We start from the raw sequence: 25,469 nt of genomic DNA on the forward strand, positions 1-25,469 counted from the left end.
GGATGGAAAGCAGGATCGGGCTTCGGATCGCTTCGATGCCCGATCGAATCATCTGGGCATTCCTGGTGCGTCCGGGTGATGGCAATCCGGCGGGCGCCGGCCTGATTCACCAATCCCTTCCCGAACTTCAATTGCAGGCGTGGTCCTTACCCCGGACCGGAATCCATTGCTTGCCAGACCTGCAACCAGCGGTTCAGATCTTGCCGCCGGGCATACCGGCAGCGAACGCCTGCCGAGCCACGGACGACGCCCGTCGATCATCCGTCTGTCACCACGGTGCGGCTGAACCGTCGCCGCCAAAAAAACTTCTGTTCATTTCTTGCGCGCCATATCCGGCCAGTGCAGGCGCTCCGACAGACGCCAGTGGCTGACCTTCACCAGTTCCCGATTCCAACATAGAAAATCGCCGGGGCGGATTCTCCCTCAAGGAAGCGATTTCGCGGCCGCCAGAGCTCCGGATATTCGCGCAGGGTTCATCCCTTAGATTCCCCGGCGAAGCTGTTCGGCAGATGGAGGAAGATGACATTGAAACTGTCGGAGCCTCCGGCTTCCCACCACTCCTTCATCATGTCCGCGATCGTTGCTGGCGCGCCGAAAAAGGCGAGGCCCGATCAGCACCAGGCGCTGCGCGGCGGTTCGTAGAGCGCCCGGTGGAACGGGTCTCTGGATATAATCCTCACTCACTGGGTGGACGTCACCACCCCGCCGATCGCCGCCTCGGACATTGCGGCGCTCGACCGCATGGCCGGCGGGAGGCTCTCGCTGCGCATCATCGGCGCATCGCCCGATGCGCCGGGCTCCCGCGGATCGACCGTGGGCTGGCAGAAAACCGACGAATATCTGACGCTGCTCAAGCGCCTGTGGTCGAACGATCTTCCCTTCGACCATGAAGGCAGGTTCTATGCGCTCCACGCAGCCATTGTGCCGGCCGGATGACCGGGCAGCCTGTCAGGGATTCCGCTTCGGGCCGGGGATCGCACGCCCCTCGCCGTCGAAGCGATAGATGCTGTCCTCGCGCGGCGATACGTGAATGGTCCGGCCGGCAACGAGGCGTTCGTCCAGCGGCGTCCTGAATGTGAGGATATCAGCCGTGTCGAGCGAAAGATGCACGACCGTCTCGGCACCCAGATGCTCGACCCGTTCCACCCGGCCTCTCCATTTTCCGCTGTCGATCGACCAGTCGATGGCCTCCGGCCTGATTCCGATGGTGCGGGCGTCATATTCGCGCGCCCTGGCGCCTTCGATGAAGTTCATCTTCGGAGAGCCGATGAAACCGGCGACGAACATGTTTGCCGGCCGCCGGTAAAGTTCCAGCGGGGTGTCGAACTGCTCGATGCGGCCCGCATTCATCACCGCGATCCTGTCGGCCATGGTCATCGCCTCGACCTGATCGTGGGTGACATATATCATGGTGCTGCGCAGCCGCCGGTGCAGTTCCGATATCTCCGTGCGCATGCTGACCCGCAGCGCCGCATCCAGATTGGACAGCGGCTCGTCGAACAGGAAGCCGGCCGGCTGGCGGATGATTGCCCGGCCGATGGCCACGCGCTGGCGCTGGCCGCCCGAAAGGGCGCGCGGGCGGCGCTCCAGATAGGGCAGAAGGTCGAGGCTGGTCGCCACCTCCTGCACCCGCACCCTGATGACGTCGGCCTTCTCCCCCGCCATCTTCAGCGGAAAGGCGATGTTCTGGTAGACGCTCATATGCGGATAGAGCGCATAGGACTGGAACACCATCGCCAGCTTGCGCCGGGCAGGTGCGGCATGGGTCACGTCGCGGCCGTCGATCAGGATGCGGCCGTCCGTCGGCTCCTCCAGCCCCGCGATCAGCCGCAGCAGGGTGGACTTGCCGCAGCCCGAGGGACCGACAAAGACCACGAACTCGCCGTCCGCGATTTCCAGATTGGCGTCGGGGATAACGGTCTGGCTGCCGAAAGCTTTCTTCAGCCCGTCGAGCTTGATCGAGCCCATTTGTCTTCCTCCTACTTGACGGCGCCGAAGGTGAGGCCGCGGACGAGTTGCTTCTGGCTTATCCAGCCGATGATGAGGATCGGCACGATTGCCAGCGTCGAGGCCGCCGAAAGCTTCGCCCAGAACAGGCCCTGAGGGCTGGAATAGGAGGCGATGAAGGCAGACAGGGGGGCGGCCTTCACCGCTGTCAGGCTGAGCGTCCAGAAAGCCTCGTTCCAGGCCAGGATGATGTTGAGCAGCATGGTTGAGGCAACGCCCGGAAGGCTCATCGGCAGCAGCACATGGACAAGCTCCTTCCAGACGGTCGCCCCGTCCATCCTGCATGCCTCAAGTATGTCGGCCGGGATTTCCTTGAAATAGGTGTAGAGCATCCACACCATGATCGGCAGGTTGCCAACCAGAACGATAAGGGTGATGCCGGGCAGCGTGTCCAGAAGACCGGCGCTCTTGAAGATCAGGAATACCGGCACCAGCGCCCCCACCGCCGGCATCATCTTGGTCGACAGCATCCACATCAGGACATGACGCGTCGAGGCGGCGGGCTGGAACGCCATCGACCAGGCGGCCGGGATGGCGATCAGCATGCCGATCACCGTCGATCCCAGCGACAATGCGACGGAGTTGAGGAAATGGCCGAAATATTCCGACCTTTCCTGAACCTCGAAGTAGTTCTCCAGCGTCCAGCCGGACGGCCAGAACGCGGGCGGAAAGGCGATCGCCTCGACCTCGGACTTGAAGCTGGTCAACACCGTCCACAGGATCGGGAAGAACAGCAGCAGGGCCACCGCCCAGCCGAGAAAGGTCATGGCAGCCTTGAACAGGGTGGGACGCAGCGATCTCATCCGGGGGGTCCTCACGCAGTCAGGTTGCGGCCGGCAAGCCGGATGGCGAAAATGGCCACGATGTTGGCAAGCACCACCGCGATGATCGCTCCCGCCGAAGCGGCGCCGACATCGAACTGCATCAGGGCCTGAACGTAGATCAGGTAGGGAAGATTGGTGGAAGCGTAGCCCGGCCCGCCGCTGGTGGTGACGAAAATCTCGGCGAAGATGGCGAGGATGAAGATCGTCTCCATCAGGATAACGACGGTGATGGCGCGGCCCAGATGCGGCAGGATGATGTAGACAAGGCGATCGAGGGGGCCTGCGCCATCCATGCGCGCCGCCTCCTGCTGCTCGTGATCGAGCGACTGGAGGGCGGTCAGGAAGATCAGCGTCGCGAAGGGCAGCCATTGCCAGGCAACGATCAGGATAATTGAAAGCAGCGGATGATTGCTCAGCCACTCGACCGGCGACAGGCCGAGCTTCATCGCCACCCAGGCGAAGATGCCGTAGCCGGGATGCATGAGCATGTTCTTCCACACCAGCGCCGACACGGTCGGCATCACGAAGAACGGAGCGATGACCAGAAGGCGCGCCATGCCCCTGCCCCACATGGGCTGGTCGAACAGGAGCCCGAGCAGGATGCCGCCGGCAACCGTGATGGCCAGAACGCCTCCGACCAGAAGAATGGTGTTGACGATGGCCTGCGCGAACGCCGGATCGGTCAGGAAGAATTCATAGTTGCTCAGGCCGGCAAAGCCGCCGAGCGCCGGATTCATGAGGTTGTAGTAGCGGAACGACAACCACAGCGTCGTTGCCAGCGGCACGATCATGCCAACGATCAGCAACGCCACCGATGGCGCCAAAGCGAGCCGCGCCGCTCTTTTCATCCGATAGCCAGACATAGCCTATCCACTTCCAGTCCCACGCCCAGACCGCCTGTCGAGGCAACCTGAAGCCGGCGAATATCGCGGCCGGCGGAACCGGCCGCGATACTGAGACAAGACAACTACTTCTTGTAGTAGCCTGCGCGCTCCATGGTGCGCTCCACATAAATCTGCGATTCCTCCAGAACCTCATCGAGCGTCCTGGCGCCGGTCAGTGCGGCCGCGATGTTCTGGCCGACCGTGGTGCCAAGCGCCTGGAACTCCGGGATATCGATGAAGCCGGCGCCTGTATAGGGCACTTCGTTGACCGTCGGTTTGGTCGGGTTCACCGCCGAGATCGCGGCAAGAACCTTGTCCGCGAACGGCTCGGCCACCTGCTGGTATTCAGCTGCGGCATAGGTCGACTTGCGGGTGCCCGACGGCGCCAGCAGCCAGCCCTCCCGCTCACCGACGAGGCGCGCATATTCCTTGGAGGTCGCCCATTCGATGAACTTCTTGGCGGCGGTTGCATTGTCGGTCACGCTGGTCGGAATGGCGAGCGCCCACGCTCCGCTCCAGCCGGCCGCATCCGGATTCTTGTCGGTGATCGGGAACGGTGCGAAGCCTGTGGTTTCGGAGACTTGCGATTCCTTCGGATCGAGCAGGTAGCCGGCGGTCACGGTGGCGTCGATCCACATGCCGCACTTGCCGCTGCTGAACAGCACCCGGTTTTCATTATAGCCGTTGGTCGCGGCGCCGGCCGGACCGGCCTTCTTCATCACGTCGAGATACCAGGTCAGCGCCTCGCGCCATGGCTCGCTGGTCAGGCGCGGCTTCCATTCCATGTCGAACCATTCGCCACCCAGCGCCGAGACGAAGGTGGTGATCAGCGGCGTGTTCTCGCCCCAGCCCGGCTTGCCGCGCAGGCAGATACCATTGATGCCGTTCTCACGGTCGGTGATCTTCTCGGCAAAGCCGGCGATGTCGTCCATCGTCGGCTTCGCCGGCATCTCGATGCCCGCCTTCTCGAACAGATCCTTGCGATAGAAGGTGATCAGGCTTTCGCCATAGAACGGCGCCCCGTACATGACGCCATCCACGCTTAGACTGTCGCGGGTCGCGGTGATGAAGTCGTCGTAGTCGTAGTCGGCGCTGAAATCGTCCAGCTTCGTCAGCCAGCCCATCTTCGCCCAGAGCAGGGTCTGGTAGGAGTTGACCGAGATCACGTCGTACTGGCCGGCCTTGGTGGCGATGTCGGCCGCCAGCCTCTCGCGCAGCGTGTTTTCTTCCAGAACCACCCAGCGCAGCTTGATGCCGGTCTTCTCCTCGAACTCCTTCGACAGCTTCTGCATGATGATCATGTCGCCGTTGTTGACGGTGGCGATCACAATCTCCTCGGCCGAAGCTGCTGGAGCGACAGTGCCAAGTGCCAGCGCCACGCCGAGTGCCATTATGGATTTACGCATTTTCATTCCCTCTCTTTTTTCGGCCATCGGGGCCGGTTTCAATCGAACGATGCGGCCGGTCCGGTCCGGCCATTGGCTGCGGACCTGTCGGTCCGCATGAAATCCTGAAGTCAGCGGGCGGGCCCGCCCGCACTCCCGGCGGGTCCGATCGGCGTCATCGCGCCTGCGCGCAGTTCGATTGCCTCGGCAGCGACCAGAAGGCGCTCTTCCTCGAACTGCGAGGCCATCAGCTGTATGCCCATCGGCGCACCTGCGGCGAGCCCGGTCGGAACGGCCATCGAAGGCAGCCCGAGCAGTGGCGGAACGTGAAGCGGCGACAATTCGAGCACCACCGCCTCGGTCAACGAGACCGGACCTGCATAGAGATTCGCCGGCTGCGGCTTGCGCCAGGCGGTCGGCGTCAGCACGAGCGGATAGGACTGCATGAACAGGAGCCAGTCGCGGATTATGGAGGTGCGCCTTGCCAGCCCCTCGCAGAACTCATCGAAGTCGACATGCGGGGTGGCGTCGAGCAGCGCATGAGCCTCGTTGACCTCGGCAGACGGCGCATGCGCTTCGATCTGCTCCAGCATGTGTCGGCGAATTTCGTGGATCAGCAGCCGGTCGCGCAGCATCGAGGTCTCCGCGAAACGCGGCGGCGCGACCTCTTCGACCGTATAGCCGGCATCGGCCAGCCAACCGGCGGCCTGCCGCACCGCCGCCGCCGTTTCCTCATCCCGGGCAACGCCGTCGAGTCCCGTCAGCACCGCCACCTTGCAGGGACCCGGCCGGGCCGGCCGTGCCACCGGCTCATGAACGGACCATGGATCGAGCGGATCATGGCCGGACATCGCCCACATCGCCGCGCGCAGATCCGCCACCGATCTGGCGAAGGGTCCATTAACCACGGCAAGCTGCGACATGATCGGCAGATCGGCCGGCGCAGTGCCGCTGTAGTGAGGGACGCGACCGAATGTCGGGCGCATGCCGAAAATGCCGCAGCAATAGGCGGGGTAACGGATAGAGCCGCCGCTGTCGTTGCCGTGGGCGAGCGGCACCATGCCGGTGGCGACCGAAACCGCCGCCCCGCCGCTCGATCCGCCCGGCGACAGGGCCGCATCCCAGGGATTGAGCGTGGGGCCGTAAAGCTTGTTGTCCGTAAACAGCCCGAACGACAGGGCCGGCGTGTTGGTGCGGCCGAGGATGACGGCGCCCGCCTCGCGCCACTTGCGCACGAGCGGCGAATCCTCTGTCGCGATCCGGTCGCGGAAGGCCGCGACGCCATTGGTCGTAGCCCGCCCGGCGACGTCGATGTTGACCTTGATCGTGACCGGAACGCCATGCAGGGGGCCGAGAATGTCGCCCCGGGCGACCGCCTTGTCCGCCTCGACGGCGGCCGAGCGCGCCTGAGCATCCATCAGGTCCACAATCGCGTTGACAGCCGGATTGACCGCGCCGATCCGCCCGAGGCAGCTCTCCACCACTTCGAGGCAGGAAACCCGCTTCTCGCGCACCGCCCCGGCTATCTCCATCGCGCTCCAGCGCCAGATATCGCCGTTCATCGGATCATGCCTCCCTTACGCCACGGTGCGGGAGACCGATCGCCTGCAAGGCTCCCGCCACGATATGCGCCTCGCTGTCCTCGATGGAAAAGGAAACGCCTTCGTGTTCGTCCGGCGCCTCGAGCGTCTCGATCTGGCTGTCCAGCAATTCGATGGGCATGAAATGGGTGGGCCGTTCCTCAAGCCTGGCGCGGATCAGATCGACCGGCCCCGACAGGTGAACAATCGACAGCGGCGACAGCGCCTGGCGCAACACGTCCCGGTAGCTGCGCTTCAGCGCCGAGCAGGCGATGATCACCGGCCCCCCGCTCTCCTTCATCTCAGCCAGCGCAGATTCTGAAATCGCTTTCAGCCATGGCCATCTGTCCGCATCCGTCAACGGCTCCCGCTCCGACATCCTGCGGATGTTCTCGGCCGGATGGAGATCGTCAGCCTCAATGAAGCTGCCGCCCGTCCTTACGGCCAGAGCCCTTCCAATCGTTGACTTTCCGGCACCGCTGACACCCATGACAAGAACGTATCCGGCCCGGCCATCGGTATTGGCAGCTGGTGTCGGCATGAAGCCCACAAATTCCTCCCTCGGCTAGCGTTGTCGGATTTGTGAATGAAAGCGCTTTCATTGTCAATACAGCTTTTCAAACATGAGAATCGATGACACAACCGATCCAGAGGCTGGAGCAGGATCGATGGAAGCACGCGTCAGGCTTTCGGATGTGGCCAAGGCGGCAGGGGTCAGCGCCGCCACCGTTTCGCGTGTGCTGCGCCGGCCGGAGCTGGTGTCGCCCGGCGTCCGCGAGCGCATCCTCGGCGTGATCGAGGAACTGGGCTACTTCGCCAATCCGGCGGCGCGGGCGCTGGCCTCGGCGCGCACCAACGTCATCGGCATTCTCATTCCCTCGCTCACCAACAATGTGTTCGCCGACGTCCTGCGCGGCATCTATTCGGTCGCACAGGACAGCCCCTACGACCTCCAGTTCGCCAATACCCGCTATTCGAACCTGGAAGAGGAGAACCTGCTGCGCGTCTTCCTCAGCCAGAAGCCGGCGGGGCTGATCGTCACCGGCACCGACCAGTCGCCCGCTTCGCGCACGCTGCTGAAGCAGGCTTCCTGCCCGGTCGTCCAGATCATGGAGACTGGCGACGATCCCGTCGACATGATGGTGGGGTTCTCGCATGTGCGCAGCGCCCATGCCGCCACCGCCCATCTGGTCGGGCAGGGCTACCGGAGCATCGCCTTCCTCGGAGCCCGCATGGACCCGCGAACCCGGCGGCGCATGCAGGGTTACAGCCGCGCGCTGGAAGAGGCCGGCCTGTTCGACGAACGGCTGATCGTCACCACACCACGCTCCTCGACGGTAACGCTGGGTTGCGAATTGCTGGGCCTGCTGCTGGAGAAGGAACTCAATGCCGACGCCGTGTTCTGCAACAATGACGACCTGGCGCTCGGCGTACTGTTCGAGTGCCAGCGCCGGCGCATCGCAGTGCCGTCACAAATGGGCATTTGCGGCTTCAACGACCTTGAGATGATGGCGGTTGCCAACCCTCCGGTGAGCAGCATAAGGACATTCCGGCAGGAGATGGGCGAACAGGCGATCAGGATGCTGATCGACCGGATCGAAGGCAGAGCCGTAACAACACCCCTGCTCGATCTCGGTTTCGAGCTGATGGTCCGCCAAAGCAGCCAGCGTCAGCTTCCGCCCCTGTAAGAAACGGCATCTCCCGCCCCGCACCCGCGCTGCCGGTGTCTTACGCGTGTTTCGGGCGACATGTCCTGTCCGGCTGGCGTGAAACCCGTCCAACGGGCGGCAGGCCAGCCCATCCTTATGCGGCTCAGAAACCGCCCGTCCGAAGACCTTTCGGGCCTTGCCGCCATTCAAGAAAACTAACTGGAGCGGGTAGCGGGAATCGAACCCGCGCGTTCAGCTTGGGAAGCTGACAGGCTACCATTACATCATACCCGCGCAGCGCTTCGTTAGCATGCGCGGGCCGCACGCCGCAACGGGCAAAGCGCAGCGATTTCGCCCGCCCCTCGCAGCAGGCATGGGGCGGTTTTTCTTGCCTATGGGGTGAGGGTTGCCTATTTCATGACCGGAACGGATTTTCAGGAGAACGCCTTGTCCGCCCTCACCCGCTTCCTCGGCGATTCGCCGCTGCGCATTCTGGTCAAGCTGCTGATCGTCTCCTTCCTCGTCGGACTGGTGATGAGCGCTTTCGGCTGGTCGCCATATGACGTCGTGATGGGGATCCGCAACTTCTTCGTCGACATCTGGAACCTTGGTTTCCGGGCCATCGACCGCGTGCTTGGCTATGTGCTGCTCGGCGCCGCGATCGTGATCCCCGCCTTCCTCCTCATCCGCATCGCCAACTATCGCAAATAGCCGGCTTCGGCGCGAGTTTACCGGCGCGCCGGTCTGCGTTATCGATCCGGAGCGATTGCAGCCAGGCGGGAACGTCCGGCCTGCATCGTGTCGCCAACACTCGGGCAGGGGGAGCGGATGGCGCTCATCGGAACGTCCGCCATCCCGGCAGGGAGCACCGGCATCATGCCGCATCAGGGGGCGAAGACAGCGTGACCACCCAGCCTCGGCCGGTGCAGACCTTCACCGTAACCAATCGCACGGTTCTGGCCATCGCCGTGCCGATGACGCTTGCCTATCTGACCACGCCGCTGCTTGGGCTCACCGACACGGCGATCATCGGCCAGTATGGCGATGCGGCCCTGCTGGGCGGATTGGCGGCGGGCGCACTGGTGTTCGATTTCGTGTTCTCGACACTGAACTTCCTGCGCTCCGGCACCACGGGTCTGGTGGCGCAGGCATACGGAGCCGGAGACACGAGCGAGGAACAGGCCGTGTTCTGGCGAGCCTTCATGATCGCGCTGGTGCTGGGGCTTGCCGTTGCCGCACTCGCGCCATTGATCGCGACAGGCGGCATACGCTTTCTCGGTGCGGAAGAGGAGGTCAATCGCGCGCTCGACACCTATGTCCGCATCCGCCTGCTGGGCGCGCCCTTCACGCTCATCAACTATGCCATGCTTGGCTATATGCTCGGGCGCGGCGAGGGGCGGACGGCTCTGGGCCTGCAAATCCTGCTCAACGGCACCAACATCCTCTTTTCACTCTATCTCGGCCTCTATCTGGGCTGGAATGTCGCCGGCGTCGCCTGGGGCACGGTCTGTGGCGAACTCATCGCAATGCTGGCCGGCATGACGATCGTGCTGTCACGGTTGCGCGCCGGCCAGCGTATCGGCATGGCCCGGATCGCGGACATGCCGGCCATCGGGCGCATGATGACGCTGAACCGGGACATCATGATCCGTTCCTTCGCGCTTCTCGCAACCTTTGCCCTTTTCGCCCGGCAGGGCGCGCAATTCGGCACGGTGACACTGGCGGCCAACGCCGTTCTCATGAACTTCTTCATGGCGGCCGCCTTCTTCCTCGATGGATTCGCCACGGCGGCCGAGCAGCTTGCCGGCCGGGCCGTGGGCGCAGGCGACCGCATCGCCTTTCGCCGTGCCGTGCGTCTGTGTGCGCTGTGGGGCTTCGTTCTCTCCGGCATCGCCACCGCCGCGCTGCTGATCTGGGGCGGCGGCCTGATCGCCTTTCTCACCACTGCCGAGGACGTGCGGGAGCTCGCGGCCGCTTTCCTGCCGTGGGCGGCCTTCACCGCGATGAGCGCCGTGCTTGCCTTCGAGATGGACGGCGTCTTCATCGGCGCCACATGGTCCGGCGACATGCGCAACACCATGCTGCTGTCGCTGGCCACCTTCGCGGCGACCATGGTTGCGCTGACGCCGCTGTTCGGCAATCACGGCCTCTGGGCATCGCTGCACATATTCCTGCTGATGCGCGGGCTCGGCCTTGCAGCCATGCTGCCGCGGCGCGAGCGCGCGACCTTCGCACCCGGACCTGCCGCTTCCGGAACGGCCTGAACCGGGGCACATCGCCCGACAGCGGTAACCGGGTCAGAGCGGCTTTGCTGCCCACTCTTCAAGGCTGCTGTCACGCAGTTCGCGCACCGATGCATGAGCGCCCGCCTGCAACGCCTCGACCATGCCGCCCAGAATACGGGCGGGAAGCGACGGTCCGGCGAAGATCATGCCCGTGTAAAGCTGGACGAGGTCGGCGCCTGCGCGGATCTTTTCGAGCGCCGCTTCAGCCGAATCGACGCCGCCCACACCGACGATGGCGATCCCGGGGCCGAGCAGCTTGCGCATCTTCGCCAGCACGGTCGTCGACCGCTCGAACAGCACCCTGCCGGACAGACCGCCCGTCTCGCCGGCCAGCGCAGCGCTTTTCAGCGGCGGACGCGAGATGGTGGTGTTGGAGACGATGACGCCGTCGATGCCGCTGGCCAGCACCTCGGCGGCGATATCCTCCAGTTCGGCCTCGACCAGATCGGGAGCGATCTTGAGGAAGATCGGCGGTCGTGCGGAAGCCGCCGCACGCGCGGCCACCAGCTGCGAGAGAAGCTCGGCAAGCTGCTCGCGGGCCTGCATGTTGCGCAGGCCCGGCGTATTCGGCGAGGAGATGTTGGCGGTGAGATAGGAGGCGAGAGGCGCAAAGCGCGTCACCCCGCGCTCGTAGTCGGCGATGCGGTCGGCGCTGTCCTTGTTCGCGCCGATATTGACGCCGACGATGCCGCCTCTGCCCTTGCGCGCCAGAAGCCGGCGCTCGGCCGCTTCATGCCCCTCATTGTTGAAGCCCAGCCGGTTGATGACCGCATCGTCCTCGACCAGCCGGAAGATGCGCGGACGCGGATTGCCGGGCTGCGCCAGCGGCGTGACCGTGCCGACCTCGGCGAAGCCGAAACCCAGGCCGAGCAGCCCGTCCGGCACCTCGGCGTTCTTGTCGTAACCCGCCGCCATGCCGAGCGGGTTGGGAAAATCGAGACCGCACAGCCGTACGTGAAGCCGCGCGTCGCGCGGCGGGCGCGGACCGGCCGGCAAGCCGCAGCGCAACGCGGCGATGGAGAGCCCGTGCGCGGTTTCCGGATCGAGGGAAAACAGCAGCTTCCTGCCGATCGTATCCAGTACGGTCATGATCGCTCCGATTCAGGAAAAGGGCCCAGTTCGGGAAACCTGTGCTGTCCGTCCGCACCCACAGGCAGGGGGCGCACCCACAGGGCGGCGGCAACGGGAAGCGCCGCATAAAGATGCGGAAACAGCGCGCCGCCGCGCGAAGGCTCCCAGCGCAGGGCTTCGCCCAGAGCGGCGCCATCCACTGCCACGAGCAGCAGGTCCTGCTGCCCGGCGAAATGCTTCGCGGCCGTCTCGCGCAGCTGCGCGGCGGTCGAGAAATGGATATAGCCGTCGGCAAGGTCCACCGGCGCACCGGCGAAGCTGCCGCCGTCTTCGGCCTCCCGCCAAAGCGGGCGCGGCACGATCTTGTAGATGAGGTTCGACATGAGCGGGCTATAGACCCAAGCTTGGGCCATGGAAAGTGCGGCTGTCCGGCCATCCCCATTTCGGGCACAATGAACCTTATGCTTATACCGGCGTTAAGTTGCCTGCCGGATGTTTTGGCCCTGTCGGCCGGAAGGAGCCCCTCATGCGTGGTCGCGCCCTGATCGCCCTGCCTCTGCTCACCCTGCCCCTGCTCACCCTGATGGCCGCCCTGGCCTCCGCCGCGGACGACGCCGAACGCTACCGGCTGGAGAAAACCGAAGACGGCTATGTGCGCATGGACACCGCCACGGGCGCCATGTCTGCCTGCCGCGAACAGTCCGGCCGGCTCGTCTGCCGCATGGCGGCTGACGAGCGCACGGTGGTTCAGGACGAGATGGATCGCCTCCAGGATCAGGTCAGGTCCCTGGAAGAACGCGTGGCCAGACTTGAGAACTCGCTGACTGCAAAACTGGAATCCAGCCTGCCCACGGAAGAGGAATTCAACAGGACCATGGGCTACATGGAGCGCTTCTTCCGCTCCTTCATGGGCATCGTGAAGGATCTGGAAAAGCAGGATTCCCCCGAGGCCAAACCCGCGCCGGACCGGACGTGATCGCAAGATACGCAGTTTGCGCTTGAAATCAGCGCCCCTCGACGCATAATTTGGCAACTGTCCCCGGCACAGCTGACCGACGGACAGGGAGGAAGACATTGCCGGCAGGCTACACCTTCGTCATCGCTGACGACCACCCGCTGTTTCGAGGGGCTTTACGAGAAGCGATCGCCGGCATCGGTGACGCGCCATCGATCCTTGAAGCGGGCGATTTCGCAAGCGCCAGGGCCGCGTTGCACGCCAACGAGGAAACCGACCTTCTTCTGCTCGACCTCGCCATGCCCGGAGCAAGCGGGCTTTCCGGCCTGATCTCGCTGCGCGGCACCCATCCCTCGTTGCCGATCATCGTGATTTCCGCCCATGACGACCCCGTCACTGTGCGGCGCGCGCTCGACCTTGGCGCCTCCGGCTTCATTTCCAAGTCGGCCAGCATGGAAGAAATCCGCAACGCCGTGCGTACGGTGCTGGATGGCGGCATCGCCGCCCCGGCCGCCCTCGATCTCGGCAAGGAAAGCGATCCGGAAATCTCCGGTCTCATCCGCCGCCTGCAAACGCTGACGCCGCAACAGACGCGCGTCCTGTCCATGCTGGGCGAGGGGCTGCTCAACAAGCAGATCGCCTACGAACTCGGCGTCTCGGAGGCCACCGTCAAGGCGCATGTGTCCGCGATCCTGCAAAAGCTCGGCGTCGACAGCCGCACCCAGGCCGTCATCCTGCTTTCCAAGATCGGCCCGGATCCCATCGCGGCCGCCTGAGAGCCCGGAGCACAGCACCGGAAATAGAATCGGCTGCCGGAGCGCCCCTTGCAGCGGGATCACGCACGGCGTTCCAAATCCCTTACTCGGCCGCCAGCGGCCGCACGCGCGATAGCAATGTGCGCAATACCGCCGGCCGCACCGGCTTGTTGATGACGGAGACGCCGCGCGCCTCCGCCGCCGCGCGCACTTCCGTGGACCGGTCGGCCGTGACCAGCACCGCCGGGGTATCCGCTCCATAGATCTGGCGCAGCCGGTCGATGGCGTCGAGACCGTTCTCTCCGTCGAGATGATAGTCGGCAAGGACGATGTCGGGCGCCGAGCGTCGCTCGCGGGCTTCGAGGAAAGCACGCATGCCCGACCAGGCGGCAACCTCACAGCCCCAGCCCTCCAGCAGCAGGCGCATGCCTTCCAGAATGCGGGGGTCGTTGTCGATGCACAGGATTTCGAGCCCGGACAGCGTCGAAAACGGTCGTGGCAGCGTCACTTCGCGCCGGACAGGCTGCTCCACCTCGCCCGTCGCCGTGGGCATGAGGACGGAGAACCGGGTGCCCTTTCCGGCTTCGGAAAAGATGCGGATTTCCAGATGCAGAACGCGGGCGATGCGATCCACGATGGACAGGCCGAGCCCCAGCCCTTCCGCTTCCCGGGCGCCTTCGTCAAGGCGCGTGAATTCGCGAAACACCATGTTGAGCTTGTCGGCCTCGATGCCGATGCCGGTATCGATCACCTGGATTTCCACGAGATCGCCGCGGCGGCGCACGCCGACCAGCACCGTGCCCCTGCGCGTGTACTTGATGGCGTTGGAGACGAGGTTCTGGATCAGCCGCCGGAACAGATTGCGGTCGGTGCGTACACGCATGGCCGAGGGCACGATGCGCAGCCGCAACCCCTTCGCGGAAGCCATGGGCTGGAAGTCGGTGGCGATCTGCTGGAGCAACCCGTCGAGGGCGAAAACGGTCTCCTCGGGCTTCATGGCACCGGCATCGAGGCGCGATATGTCGAGCACGGCGCCGAGAATCGTCTCGACCGATTCCAGCGAGGATTCGATGTTGACCGCCGCTTCCCCGAGCGGCCCGCCGGTCGCCTTCTCGATCAGCGACGAGCAATAGAGGCGGGCGGCATTGAGGGGTTGCAGGATATCGTGGCCGACTGCCGCCAGAAAGCGCGTCTTGCCGAGATTCGCTTCCTCGGCAATCTTCTGCGCCTGCGCCAGCTCCTCGTTGACCTGCGTCAGCTCGGCCGTGCGCCGGGCCACGCGCTGCTCCAGCGTCTCGTTCACCCGTTTCAGGGCAAGGTCGGCCTGCATGCGCTGGGTGATGTCGGCATAGGTGGCGACGATGCCGCCATCGGGCATGGGATTTGAGCGCAGTTCCAGTATGCGCCCGCTGGTTCTCAGCTCGAGCTGCCACGGCTCGCCGAAACGGGTCAGCCGGTCGAGCGCGGCGATCTCCTCCGCCCCGGTTATGTCGCCGCGCTCGCCGAGATGGCTGAGAATCTGCGCCAGCGTGACACCGACCTGCCCCATGTCATCCGGCAGATCGAACAGCAGGCGGTATTGCCGGTTCCAGCAGGTCAGGCGCAGGTCCTTGTCGAAGACGGTGATGCCCTGCTCCATCTGGTCGAGCGCGATCTGGAGAAGGTCGCGGTTCTGCTGGAGCGCGTCCGAGGCGTCGTCGAGAAGGCGGAAGGCGTGCCTGGCCGAGCGGTCGTGGCGCTGCACCAGCAAGGACAGGATCAGGCGCGCCGACGACGAGCCGACGGCGCTCGCCAGAAGCTGCTCGCCGAAGCGCAGCGTCTCGGCCGTTGCCGGCGCATGGCCGGGAAACTTGCGCCCTTCGCGCTGCTCGAGGGACTGGAAGGAGCGTTCGGTGCGTTCGACGCCGAGGTAGCGCGCGATGGTGTCCTTTATCTCGTTGACTGTCACGCCGGTTCGCATGCGCCGCAGGCTGGGCATCGGGCTCGCCTCGCGCGGCACGAAGATCGAAGCCTGGATGCGTTCGCGCGGATAGGCCGCCCGCGACAGCGAGCCCAGTATGTAGAACACGATGTTGATGGCGACGCTCCACAGCACGCCATGGGTGAGCGGCTCGCCGCTGGTGCCGAACAGCGCCTGCGGCTTGAGGGCGGCGATGCCGAGCGGCCCTTCCAGCAGGAACGGAGTGTCTGGCGGCAGCACCGAGGGCACGAACAGCGTGTAGGCCCACATGAGGATGCCGGCGATCATGCCCAGCACGGCGCCGCGCGCATTGGCCCCGCGCCAGATCAGCCCGCCGACGAAAGCCGGCGCGAACTGGGCGATGGCGGCGAAGGAAATGAGACCGAAGGCCACGAGGCGCACATTGTCGGCCATCTCCAGATAGTAGAGGAACGACACGAACAGGATGCAGAAGATCGCCGCACGGCGGATGACGATGATGACCTTCGACCAGTCCTCGCGCTCGCTGGAAGCCGAGCGCAGCAGGCGGCGCAGCACAAGCGGGATGACGAGGTCGTTGGAGATCATGATCGACAGCGCCACGCTCTCCACGATCACCATGGCCGTCGCGGCCGAGAGCCCGCCGACAAAGGCGATCATCGCCATGGCGTTATAGCCGTTGAACAGGGGAACGGCCAGAACGTAGAGGTCGGCGCTCGCCTGCCCGCCGATCACGGTGAGGCCGCCGAAGGCGATCACCAGCACGAACAGGTTGATGAGCACGAGATAGAGCGGGAACAGCCAGCCCGACGTCTTCAGCTCCTGCTCGCTGCGGTTTTCCACGATGGTCATGTAGAACTGGCGCGGCAGCATGATGATGGCGCCGGCCGCAAGCAGGGTCATGACGATCCAGCTCGCCAGCGGCGTCTCGAAGCCGATCGCGGCCTGCACCATCTCGTTGGCCCGCATCGCCTCGACCAGATTGCCGGGGCTGCCGAACAGGAACAGCGTGACCGCAATGCCGACCGCGAGAAAAGCCGCCAGCTTGATGACGGACTCCACCGCCATCGCCAGCACAAGGCCGTCCTGATGCTCGGTCGCATCGGCATGGCGGGTTCCGAACAGCACGGCGAAGACGGCCAGCAGGAAAGCCACGACGAACGCAACGTCGCGGTAGACGAAATCATCCGAGATCACATCGGGCGAATAGAACGCCGCCATCAGGCCGATGGAGCCGGCTATGGAGCGCAGTTGCAGCGCGATATAGGGGATGACGCCCACGGTGGCGATGATCGTGGCGATGGAGGCCACGGCGAAGCTCTTGCCGTAGCGGGCCGCCAGAAAATCGGCGATGGAAGTGATCTTCTCCGCCTTGCTCAGCCTGATGATGCGCCGCAGGAACGGGTAGCCGAAAACGAAGATCAGGATGGGACCGACATAGATGGTCAGGAACTCGAGCCCGCGCTCCGAGGCGAGGCCGACAGAGCCGAAGAACGTCCAGGACGTGCAGTAGACCGCAAGGCTGAGCGAATAGATGTAGGGGCGCGAGGCGATGGGTCCCCGCCGCGCCGCATGGCGATCGCCGAAAGCGGCGACGGCGAACAGCATCGTCACGTATAAAATGGCGGCGATGACGATCAACCAGCCCAGCACGTCCCAGATTCCATGGCTTCCTCATCCGGAAGGCAAGCACAGCCGGCCATGCCTGTCCACTGCGACCTTCGGTGCGTATCGCACGGAATGCCCATGACTTCGCCTTGCTCCGGCATTGCAGGCAAACGCCGGAGATGGGCGCCGGAAGCGGATTCCGGTTTTGCGTCGACGCCCGGCGCGAGGCCGGCCCGCGATTTCCACGTTCTTCAACCCACGGTTTCTGCTATTGTCCGTCGGGCTCCGGCCAAGCGGAGCTGCAACATCGGCGGCGCATGCCGCAACTATTGGAGAGGCAAATGCTGAAGGAATTTCAGGAGTTTATTTCCAGAGGCAATGTGATGGATCTGGCTGTCGGCGTGATCATCGGCGGTGCCTTCGGCAAGATCGTCGATTCGCTGGTCAACGACATCATCATGCCAATCGTCGGCGCCATCTTCGGTGGCCTCGACTTCAACAACTACTTCCTGCCGCTGTCTTCGGCGGTCACAGCAACCTCTCTCGAGGCAGCCAAACAGCAGGGCGCAGTGTTCGCCTACGGCTCGTTCATCACCGTCCTGCTCAACTTCGTGATCCTGGCCTGGATCATCTTCCTGATGGTCAAGGCGGTAAACAATGTGCGCCGGCGCGTCGAGGGCCAGCCCGCCGCCGCAGCTGACGCACCGCCGCCCGCCGACGTCGCGCTGCTGACCGAAATCCGCGATCTGCTGGCGCGCAAGTAAGCCGTCACGGATATCGTTTCGCAAAGCCCCGGCTGCAACGCGGCCGGGGCTTTTTCCGTTCATCCCGCGGCTGCGAGCGCCGCCTTCAGTGCATCGGCACCTTGAAGGACAGTTTCCCGAGAGGGCGAGAAGCCGGCACCCAGCATCTTGCGGCCAAGCATATGGTCGGCGGGGCGGTTGACCGACTCGATGGCAACCAGCCTGCCGCCCGCGAAGTGGTAGACGCAGAAGCGGTTCTCCTGCGGCTCGCCGACGACCAGATGGCTGTCTGCCCCTGCCGTCAGCCCCACCATCTGCAGCTTCATGTCGCCGATGTCGGACCAGAACCACGGCACGGCCGCATAGGCGTCCGAACCGCCGGCAATGGTGCGCGCGGCCAGCCGCGCCTGATCGGTGGCGTTCTGCACCGATTCCAGGCGCACATCGCCGCCTGTGAACCAGTGCCGGTAGGAGGCCACGTCGCCAACCGAAAGCACCTCCGGCACGGATGTGCGCATCTGCGCATCGACGCGAATGCCGTTCGAGATGGCGATGCCGGCGCGCCCGGCCAATTCGGCATTCGGCACGACGCCGACCCCGACGATGACGAGCTGCGCCGGGAGACGCTCGCCGGCGGACGTGACCGCCGCGGACACATGCCCGTTCTCGTCCTCAAGCCGGCTGACGGTCATGCCGGTGAGAATGCGCACGCCGAGATCGGCGAGACGCTGGCGCACATGCGCACCGATCGGCGGGGCAACCACACGGCCGAGCAGCCTGTCGGCCGCCTCCACCACGGTAACGTTGCGGCCTGCGGCGCGCAGGGTCGCGGCGATCTCCAGCCCGATGAACCCGCCGCCCAGCACCACCACGTCTGTGCAGGTTCCGCTCAGCTCGCGAATGAGGCGCGCATCCGCCACGTCCCGCAGAGAAACCACGCCGGCCAGACCGGCACCCTCGATGGGCAGCCTGCGCGGGCGCGACCCGGTGGCAAGGATCAGCCGGTCGAAAACCATCGGCGCGCCGCCTGCAAACTCAAGACGGCGGCCGGCAAGGTCGATATCGGCAACATGCAGGCCGGGGCGATAGTCGATGTTGTTGGCCGCGTAGAAGCTTTCGCCGCGCAGCAACTGTGGCTTCGCCTGCGTGTCCTTGATGAAGGTCTTGGAAAGAGGCGGCTTGTGGTAGGGCAGCTCTGTTTCCTCGCCAATCAGCACGACCGGCCCGTCATAGCCCTCCTCGCGCAGGCTGGCCGCAGCCTGAACGCCGGCATGTCCGGCTCCAACAATGATCGTACCGTTCTTCATCGCACAAACTCTCGGGATTTCGGGTTTTCCGGTTTCGAGCCTTCGCGGCGGAATTGGTCGACAGATGGCGATTGCGGCGCCCCGCGCCAAGAGGGGCGCGCCAGCAGGCCCCAACCGGGGTGGCACCGGCAGGCCCGCGGTGTCAATCGTCAATGGCGGCCGTTAATGCGGCGCAAGCGGCCTCAAAACATGACATGTTCAGTTTAGAATAATTCTAAACTATTGTTTTGATTGTTCTTTTTTAAATTTCCGATTGACTTTCAACGCTTGTGGAGCTTTATGCAAAGGCGTTTTGCGCATTCCTTTGATGTAAGGGCCTTTAACCCTTTCGATTGGAGGCTTCGATGTTGTTTCGTGCCGGCAAGGTCCGTCGTGGATTTGTCCTGCCCCGTCCGCGGCGAGATGCCGTGCCGACCGTGACTTCATCTCCTTCCGTCGAAGCAGTCCGTCCCGCCGGTTCCGGCCGCCTCCCCGGTGCCGCCAGACGGCTTACCTGACTTTTTGAGGAGATGAGACCGATGATCAGAAGCTGGGTCTCGACCCGCTACATGGCCAGAATGGCGGCGATTGGCGCCACTGCGGCGTTGACTGCGGCCATTTTCGTGCTTCCGGCCAAGGCGGAGACGGACGCGAAAGCCGTCATCGCGACCTATGCCGACATCGCCCTTGCAAAATACAAGGACTCGCTGGGCACGGCCAGGGCTCTCGATGCCGCTGTCGACGCGCTGATCGCCGATCCTTCCGCCGAGACGCTCGCCGCCGCCAGGGCGGCATGGAAAGCCTCGCGCATTCCCTACCAGCAGACCGAAGTCTACCGTTTCGGCAACGCCATCGTCGACGACTGGGAGGGCCGCGTGAATGCCTGGCCGCTGGACGAGGGCCTGATCGACTATGTCGACGCCGGCTACGGGACCGAATCCGACGAGAACAGACTGTATACGGCCAATGTCATCGCCAACCAGAAGATCGAGATCGACGGTCAGGAGGTCGACGCCTCCAGCCTGACGCCCGGGTTTCTGTCCGGCACCCTGCAGGAGGCCGGCGACATCGAGGCCAATGTGGCCACCGGTTATCATGCCATCGAATTCCTGCTGTGGGGCCAGGACCTCAACGGCACGGGCCCGGGCGCCGGCGTGCGCCCCCACACCGACTACGACAAGGCCAACTGCACCGGCGGCAATTGCGAGCGCCGCGCCGAATATCTGAAGTCGGCGTCCACGCTGCTGGTCGCCGACCTCCAGGAAATGGCCGACAACTGGAAGGAAGGCGGAGAGGCGCGCAAGGCGCTGGAAGACGGCGACGCCAACAGCGGCCTGTCGGTCATCCTCACCGGCATGGGTTCCCTCTCCTATGGCGAGCTCGCCGGCGAGCGCATGAAGCTCGGCCTGCTGCTGCACGACCCGGAAGAGGAGCACGACTGCTTCTCCGACAACACCCATATCTCGCATCTCTACGATGCGGCCGGCATCCGCGAAGCCTATCTGGGCAGCTACAAGCGCATCGACGGCTCGACCGTGGAAGGCCCGTCGCTGTCCGATCTGGTCAAGGAAACCGATCCGGCCCTCGACACCGAACTGACCGGCAAGCTGGACGCCACCGTCGCGAAGATGGAAGCCATCGCCGCCCGGGCCGAAGCCGGAGAGGCTTATGACCAGCAGATCGGCGAAGGCAATGCGGAAGGCAACGCCACCGTGCAGGCCGCCATCGATGCGCTGGTCGACCAGACGAAGTCGATCGAGCGTGTGGTCGCGGCACTGAAGCTCGATGCCATCGCCTTCGAAGGCTCCGACAGCCTCGACGCGCCGGACAAGGTCTTCCAGTAGAGATAGACAACCCCTTCCTTCCAGCCATGGCGGCGCGGAAAGCGCCGCGCAGCCAGACCGAAAAAGACATGTTGATCTGCCACTGCAACATCATCACCGAAAAGGAAATCGAAAGGGCGATCATCGATTTGCTGGACAGCGATCCGTGGCAACTGATCGTGCCGGCTAAGGTCTATCATTATATGAAGAAGCGCGGTCGCTGTTGCGGCTGCTTCCCAAATGTGGTCGAAACGATCATTCGGGTAACCGAGGAATACCACGTTCGCTCGGAGGCGGGCGGCGTGGACATCGTTTCACACTTGGATCGCGTGAGAGAATTGCGTGTCCAATACGGGAGCAGGACCTATGAAAGGCGACCCACAAATCATCGAGCGGCTTAACGAAGCCCTTTTTCTGGAGCTCGGCGCGGTCAACCAGTACTGGCTGCACTATCGTCTTCTCGAAGACTGGGGCTATCAGAAGCTCGCAAAGAAGGAACGAGAGGAATCCATCGAGGAGATGCATCATGCCGACAAGCTGGTGGCGCGCATCATCTTCCTGGAAGGTCATCCGAACCTGCAGTCCGTGGCGCCCTTGCGCATCGGCCAGAACGTCAAGGAAGTGCTGGAATCGGATCTGGCCGGCGAATACGACGCGCGCACGTCCTACAAGCGGTCACGCGAGATCTGTAACGAACTTGGCGATTACGTCACCATGAAGCTGTTCGAGGAACTGCTCGCCGATGAGGAAGGCCATATCGACTTCCTCGAAACGCAGCTCGACCTGCTGGCTTCGCTCGGCGAGGAGAAATACGGCCTTCTCAACGCCGCCCCGGCAAACGAGGCCGAATAGGACATGCGGGAATGCGGCGCATCATAGATTTTTTGCGCCGCCCGCGGTCCGGCACGGACACGCCACGTCCATACTCCGCCGCACGCCGCCTCGGCGCGTGTGCGGCGGTCCTTTCGCTTTTCACGATTCTCACGCCCGCTGCAGCACAGGACCTGCCCGGCGTTCCCGCCATACGCGACGATCTCACGCCGAAGGACCTCGCCAGGGTCCGGGCGATCACCAGGCCGGCCACGGATTTCTCGAAGCCCGAACAGTTCGAGCTGATGCAGGGGGGCGCCGGCACCACGAAGAAGCGCGTGAATGCCGATTCCTTCTCGCATTCCAGCGCCAACATCACTTTCGAGGAAGAAGGCACCTTCAAGCTCGGCAACGCCATCTTCCGCAAGAACTGGGTTTCTTCTCCGTCCTCCACGCAGGCATCCGACGGGCTGGGGCCGCTCTTCAATGCCCGCGCCTGCCAGAGCTGCCACCTGAAGGACGGGCGCGGCCATCCGCCCGAAGGCAGCGCCGATGCCACTTCCATGTTCCTGCGGCTGGCGCGGGAGGCCGGGACGGAGGAGGAAAAGCAGGCGGTCGCGTCGCATCAGGTGCTGAATTTTCCCGATCCCGTCTATGGCACGCAGTTGCAGGACCTTGCGGTGCCGGGGCTGGCCAGCGAAGGGCGCATGCGTATCGACTATGAGGAAATGCCGGTCACGCTGGACGACGGCACCGTCGTTTCACTGCGCAAGCCGGCCTATTCGGTGGAGAATCCCGGCTACGGCCCGCTCGACAAGCGCACGACGCTGTCGCCGCGCATCGCCAATCCGATGATCGGCCTCGGCCTCGTTGAACAGATCCACCCCGCCGACATCCTCGCCAATGCCGACCCGGACGATGCAGACGGGGATGGCATTTCCGGCAGGGCGTCGATCGTGCGCGACACGCTGAGCGGCGAACTGGCGCTTGGCCGCTTCGGCTGGAAGGCCCAAACCGCCACGATCCGCCAGCAGTCTTCGGACGCGCTGGCCGGCGACATCGGCATCTCCTCCCCGGAGGTGCCGCACCACTGGGGCGATTGCACGCCGGCGCAGAAAGCCTGTCTCGACATGCCAACCGGCGTGCAGCCGCGCCTCGGCGACACCGAAGCGCCCGAGCCGATCATGGAACTGGTGACCTTCTACTCGCAGAACCTGGCCGTTCCGGCACGGCGCAACATCGACAAGCCGCAGGTTCTGGCCGGCAAGCGGGCCTTCTACGACATGGGCTGCACTTCGTGCCACACGCCCAAATTCGTCACCCGCCGCGATGCGCCCAACAAGGCGCATGCCTTCCAGCTCATCTGGCCCTATTCCGATTTCCTGCTGCACGACATGGGCGAAGGGCTCGCCGATGGCCAGCAGGTGGGCGTTGCCGACGGCTATGAATGGCGCACGCCGCCGCTGTGGGGCATCGGACTGACGCAACGGGTCAACAACCACACCTTTTTCCTGCACGATGGCCGTGCCCGCAATCTGACCGAGGCCATATTGTGGCATGGTGGCGAGGCGCAGAGCGCGCGCGACAAGTTCGCGGCCGCCAGCGCCGAAGAACGCGAAGCCCTTATCGGGTTTCTGGAGTCGCTTTAGATGAAAGCACCGGCGCTCGCATTCACCTTGTCCCTTTTCATGCCGGTCGCGGCGCACGCAGCCATGCCGGCCTCCGATGTGATCGGGCAGGCGATCGACGGCTTCATCCGCCCGGCCTATGGCGATCTCGCCGAGCGCACCGCCGCGCTTGAAAAATCGGTCGAAGCCCTGTGCGCCACGCCATCGCAGGCATCGCTTGACGCCGCGCGCGCCGGCTTCGCGCAGGCGGCGCAAGGCTGGGCGAAGGTGGAACTGATCATGTTCGGCCCGATCCGCGAGGACAACCGGCTGGAGCGGATGCTGTTCTGGCCGGACCGCAAGAGCATTGGACTCAAACAGGTTCAGGCGGCGCTTGCCAGCAAGGACCCTGACGCCGCCGACGCGGAGAAGATCGCCCGAAAGAGCGTCGCCATGCAGGGTTTCGGCGCGCTGGAATATGTTCTGTTCGGCACGGACGCAGACGAGCTGGCGACGCCGGAGGGAGCCTGGCGCTGCACCTTCGGGGCTGCCGTTGCCGGCAATATCGCGACCATCAGCGCCGATGTGCGCGACGGCTGGAACAAACCGGACGGCTTTGCCGCGATCTGGTCGAACCCCGGCCCGGACAACCTCACCTACCGCAACGGCGCCGAGGCCGTGACCGAACTGATGGGCGTGTTCATCAACGGGCTGGAGATGGTGCGCGACGTACGGCTCAAAGGTTTTCTCGGCCTGCGTCCGGAGAAGGACAAGCCGAAGCAGGCACTCTACTGGCGCTCGCAGGGCACCACGGCATCGCTGGCCGCCAATCTCGAAGGGCTGGGCGGGCTGTTCCGGGCCTCGCATCTGGCCGATGCCCTGTCGCCCGAGTCCCGATGGATTTCCGAATCCATCGAAATCCAGTTCGCCAACGGCGCCGAAGCCGCCCGCTCGGTGAAGGGACCGATGGAAGAGGCGCTTGCCGACCCGGCCCGGCGCGAAAAGCTCGATTATCTGGGTACCGTCACATCCAGCCTCTCCAACCTGTTCGGGGTTCGGTTGAGCGGCGAATTCGGGCTGACCGCCGGCTTCTCCTCTCTCGACGGAGACTGACATGCGCACCCCGCTGATCGACCGCCGCGACTTCCTGCGCGCCGCAGGCGCGGGCTTTGCCGCTGCCATGACCCCTTCCGCCTGGGCGCGCACGATGACGGCGGACGCCGTGTTCGCCACCGCCTTCGTGCGCCGCAATGGCAGTTATGGAGCGGCGGTGCTTTCCGAGGACGGCAAGGTGCTGCACACCGTCGATCTGCCGGATCGAGGCCACGACGTGACGTTCGATCCGGTTTCCGGGCGTTCTGTCGTGTTTGCCCGCCAGCCCGGCACCTTCGCAATGGTGTTCGACCACAGGGGGCGCGAGGAACCGCTGACCATCACCAGCCTGCCCGACCGCCACTTCTTCGGCCATGGCGTCTTCTCGCATGACGGCGCGCTGCTCTACGCAACCGAGAACGATTTCGACAATGCCGAGGGCATGGTCGGCGTCTACGGTGCCAGTTCCGGCTTTCAGCGCATCGGCGAGTTTCCAACCTATGGCATGGGCCCGCACGAGCTTCTTCTGCTCGGTGACGGGCGCACGCTGGCCATCGCCAATGGCGGCATCGAAACCCATCCCGATTTCGGCCGCGCCGAGCTCAACATCGCCACCATGCAGCCCTCCTATGTGCTGGTCGACCGTATCAGTGGCGATCTCATTGAAAAACACGAGCTGCCGGCCGAACTCCACAAACTGTCGATCCGGCACATGGATGCGGATGCCGAAGGCCATGTGTGGTTCGGCTGCCAGTATCGCGGCGCGGCGACGGACCTGCCGCCCCTCGTCGGCAAGGCCACCCGCGACAAGGGCATTTCGCTGATCGACATGCCACAGGACGTTCTGGCCAGCCTGCGCAACTATGTCGGCTCGGTCGCGGCCAATCCGGAAACGGGCCTGGTTGCCGTCACCTCGCCGCAGGGCAACTCGCTGGCCGTGATCGAGGCGGCGAGCGGCAAAGTGCTTTCAAGGCAGGACATGACCGAAGTGTGCGGGATCGCGCCCGATGGCAAGGGGTTTCTGGCCACCACGGGCGGCGGCGTCATCGTTGGCCCGGACGGCAAATCGCTCGACGATCCGGATCATGTCTGGGACAACCACATGCTGCGCATCGAAGAGGCGTGAAAGCCGGAAACCGGCGGCTCCGCGGCAGGCAACCGTCTTG

At 64.5% G+C, this 25,469-nt stretch carries 24 protein-coding genes and 1 tRNA gene; 14 read left to right on the top strand and 11 right to left on the bottom strand.

The annotated features are described in order from the left end of the window. The first annotated feature begins 519 nt into the window (after window positions 1-519). Entirely contained in the window at window positions 520-642 is a 123-nt protein-coding gene (locus DES43_RS23145; protein ID WP_280960260.1) for a hypothetical protein, read from the top strand. A 45-nt stretch (window positions 643-687) separates the two neighbouring features. Beyond that, entirely contained in the window at window positions 688-936 is a 249-nt protein-coding gene (locus DES43_RS01750) for an LLM class flavin-dependent oxidoreductase (protein WP_051520533.1), read from the top strand. Window positions 937-948: 12 nt separating this feature from the next. Here DES43_RS01750 and DES43_RS01755 read toward each other — a convergent pair whose 3' ends face one another. The 6 genes from DES43_RS01755 to DES43_RS01780 all read right to left on the bottom strand — a co-directional run bounded on the left by DES43_RS01755 (window position 949) and on the right by DES43_RS01780 (window position 7,221). After that, entirely contained in the window at window positions 949-1,968 is a 1,020-nt protein-coding gene (locus tag DES43_RS01755; RefSeq protein ID WP_035026361.1) for an ABC transporter ATP-binding protein, read from the bottom strand. An 11-nt stretch (window positions 1,969-1,979) separates the two neighbouring features. After that, window positions 1,980-2,774 (bottom strand): carbohydrate ABC transporter permease, encoded by a 795-nt coding sequence (locus tag DES43_RS01760; RefSeq protein ID WP_425352080.1) that lies wholly within the window; start codon window positions 2,772-2,774, stop codon window positions 1,980-1,982. A gap of 47 nt (window positions 2,775-2,821) precedes the next feature. Beyond that, window positions 2,822-3,694 (bottom strand): carbohydrate ABC transporter permease, encoded by an 873-nt coding sequence (locus tag DES43_RS01765; RefSeq protein WP_035026360.1) that lies wholly within the window; start codon window positions 3,692-3,694, stop codon window positions 2,822-2,824. A gap of 104 nt (window positions 3,695-3,798) precedes the next feature. Further along, window positions 3,799-5,127, bottom strand: coding sequence for an ABC transporter substrate-binding protein (locus tag DES43_RS01770; protein WP_084496477.1), 1,329 nt, complete (start codon window positions 5,125-5,127; stop codon window positions 3,799-3,801). 104 nt (window positions 5,128-5,231) lie between these two features. Continuing rightward, a complete protein-coding gene (locus DES43_RS01775) occupies window positions 5,232-6,662 on the bottom strand; it encodes an amidase (protein ID WP_035026358.1) in 1,431 nt (476 codons plus the stop codon). 4 nt (window positions 6,663-6,666) lie between these two features. Next, window positions 6,667-7,221, bottom strand: coding sequence for a gluconokinase (locus DES43_RS01780; RefSeq protein ID WP_051520531.1), 555 nt, complete (start codon window positions 7,219-7,221; stop codon window positions 6,667-6,669). A gap of 127 nt (window positions 7,222-7,348) precedes the next feature. Here DES43_RS01780 and gntR point away from each other — a divergent pair, with 127 nt between their 5' ends. Then, complete coding sequence (gene gntR / locus DES43_RS01785) at window positions 7,349-8,368, top strand: HTH-type transcriptional regulator GntR (protein ID WP_035026571.1); 1,020 nt, start codon at window positions 7,349-7,351, stop codon at window positions 8,366-8,368. Between the two features lie 181 nt (window positions 8,369-8,549). Here the strand turns inward: gntR and DES43_RS01790 are convergent. After that, window positions 8,550-8,623, bottom strand: a tRNA-Gly gene (locus DES43_RS01790). Window positions 8,624-8,746: 123 nt separating this feature from the next. Here DES43_RS01790 and DES43_RS01795 point away from each other — a divergent pair. Continuing rightward, the gene (locus DES43_RS01795) at window positions 8,747-9,040 is read left to right on the top strand and encodes a DUF6460 domain-containing protein (protein WP_198027498.1); all 294 of its coding nucleotides are present in this window, start codon (window positions 8,747-8,749) and stop codon (window positions 9,038-9,040) included. A 263-nt stretch (window positions 9,041-9,303) separates the two neighbouring features. After that, the gene (locus DES43_RS01800) at window positions 9,304-10,593 is read left to right on the top strand and encodes an MATE family efflux transporter (protein ID WP_084496476.1); all 1,290 of its coding nucleotides are present in this window, start codon (window positions 9,304-9,306) and stop codon (window positions 10,591-10,593) included. Between the two features lie 33 nt (window positions 10,594-10,626). Here the strand turns inward: DES43_RS01800 and DES43_RS01805 are convergent, their stop codons facing one another. Both DES43_RS01805 and DES43_RS01810 read right to left on the bottom strand, forming a co-directional pair. Next, window positions 10,627-11,703: a quinone-dependent dihydroorotate dehydrogenase gene (locus tag DES43_RS01805; RefSeq protein WP_035026354.1), complete on the bottom strand. Its 1,077-nt coding sequence runs from the start codon at window positions 11,701-11,703 to the stop codon at window positions 10,627-10,629. After that, the gene (locus tag DES43_RS01810; protein WP_245264690.1) at window positions 11,700-12,098 is read right to left on the bottom strand and encodes a DUF952 domain-containing protein; all 399 of its coding nucleotides are present in this window, start codon (window positions 12,096-12,098) and stop codon (window positions 11,700-11,702) included. The genes DES43_RS01805 and DES43_RS01810 overlap by 4 nt, the downstream gene beginning before the upstream one ends. A 113-nt stretch (window positions 12,099-12,211) precedes the next feature. Between DES43_RS01810 and DES43_RS01815 the strand changes: the two genes are divergently transcribed. Together DES43_RS01815 and DES43_RS01820 are read left to right on the top strand one after the other, a co-directional pair. Continuing rightward, window positions 12,212-12,661: a hypothetical protein gene (locus DES43_RS01815; protein ID WP_245264689.1), complete on the top strand. Its 450-nt coding sequence runs from the start codon at window positions 12,212-12,214 to the stop codon at window positions 12,659-12,661. Between the two features lie 98 nt (window positions 12,662-12,759). Further along, on the top strand, window positions 12,760-13,416 hold the full coding sequence (locus tag DES43_RS01820; protein WP_035026353.1) for a response regulator transcription factor: 657 nt from the start codon (window positions 12,760-12,762) through the stop codon (window positions 13,414-13,416). An 82-nt stretch (window positions 13,417-13,498) separates the two neighbouring features. Here DES43_RS01820 and DES43_RS01825 read toward each other — a convergent pair whose 3' ends face one another. After that, window positions 13,499-16,987: a hybrid sensor histidine kinase/response regulator gene (locus DES43_RS01825; RefSeq protein ID WP_133674780.1), complete on the bottom strand. Its 3,489-nt coding sequence runs from the start codon at window positions 16,985-16,987 to the stop codon at window positions 13,499-13,501. A gap of 296 nt (window positions 16,988-17,283) precedes the next feature. On the opposite strand from DES43_RS01825, the gene mscL reads away from it, so the two are divergent. Beyond that, complete coding sequence (gene mscL, locus DES43_RS01830; protein WP_035026348.1) at window positions 17,284-17,706, top strand: large conductance mechanosensitive channel protein MscL; 423 nt, start codon at window positions 17,284-17,286, stop codon at window positions 17,704-17,706. Window positions 17,707-17,765: 59 nt separating this feature from the next. Here the strand turns inward: mscL and DES43_RS01835 are convergent, their stop codons facing one another. Continuing rightward, window positions 17,766-18,992 (bottom strand): NAD(P)/FAD-dependent oxidoreductase, encoded by a 1,227-nt coding sequence (locus DES43_RS01835; RefSeq protein WP_035026345.1) that lies wholly within the window; start codon window positions 18,990-18,992, stop codon window positions 17,766-17,768. A gap of 548 nt (window positions 18,993-19,540) precedes the next feature. Between DES43_RS01835 and DES43_RS01840 the strand changes: the two genes are divergently transcribed. From DES43_RS01840 to DES43_RS01865, 6 genes are all read left to right on the top strand, one after another. Further along, window positions 19,541-20,815 carry an imelysin family protein gene (locus tag DES43_RS01840; RefSeq protein ID WP_035026563.1) on the top strand — a complete coding sequence of 425 codons (1,275 nt, stop codon included), beginning with the start codon at window positions 19,541-19,543 and terminating at the stop codon, window positions 20,813-20,815. 68 nt (window positions 20,816-20,883) lie between these two features. Beyond that, window positions 20,884-21,195 (top strand): (2Fe-2S)-binding protein, encoded by a 312-nt coding sequence (locus DES43_RS01845; protein WP_035026560.1) that lies wholly within the window; start codon window positions 20,884-20,886, stop codon window positions 21,193-21,195. Then, window positions 21,161-21,646 carry a bacterioferritin gene (bfr, locus tag DES43_RS01850; RefSeq protein WP_035026342.1) on the top strand — a complete coding sequence of 162 codons (486 nt, stop codon included), beginning with the start codon at window positions 21,161-21,163 and terminating at the stop codon, window positions 21,644-21,646. Before DES43_RS01845 ends, bfr begins: the two co-directional genes overlap by 35 nt. Window positions 21,647-21,657: 11 nt before the next feature. Then, a complete protein-coding gene (locus DES43_RS01855) occupies window positions 21,658-23,253 on the top strand; it encodes a di-heme oxidoreductase family protein (protein ID WP_035026339.1) in 1,596 nt (531 codons plus the stop codon). Next, on the top strand, window positions 23,254-24,324 hold the full coding sequence (locus DES43_RS01860) for an imelysin family protein (RefSeq protein WP_035026336.1): 1,071 nt from the start codon (window positions 23,254-23,256) through the stop codon (window positions 24,322-24,324). A 1-nt stretch (window position 24,325) separates the two neighbouring features. After that, entirely contained in the window at window positions 24,326-25,429 is a 1,104-nt protein-coding gene (locus DES43_RS01865) for a DUF1513 domain-containing protein (protein WP_035026335.1), read from the top strand. Window positions 25,430-25,469: the final 40 nt, after the last annotated feature.

Origin of the sequence: Aquamicrobium defluvii, from assembly GCF_004363725.1 — a bacterium.
Taxonomy (GTDB): Bacteria; Pseudomonadota; Alphaproteobacteria; order Rhizobiales; family Rhizobiaceae; genus Mesorhizobium; species Mesorhizobium defluvii.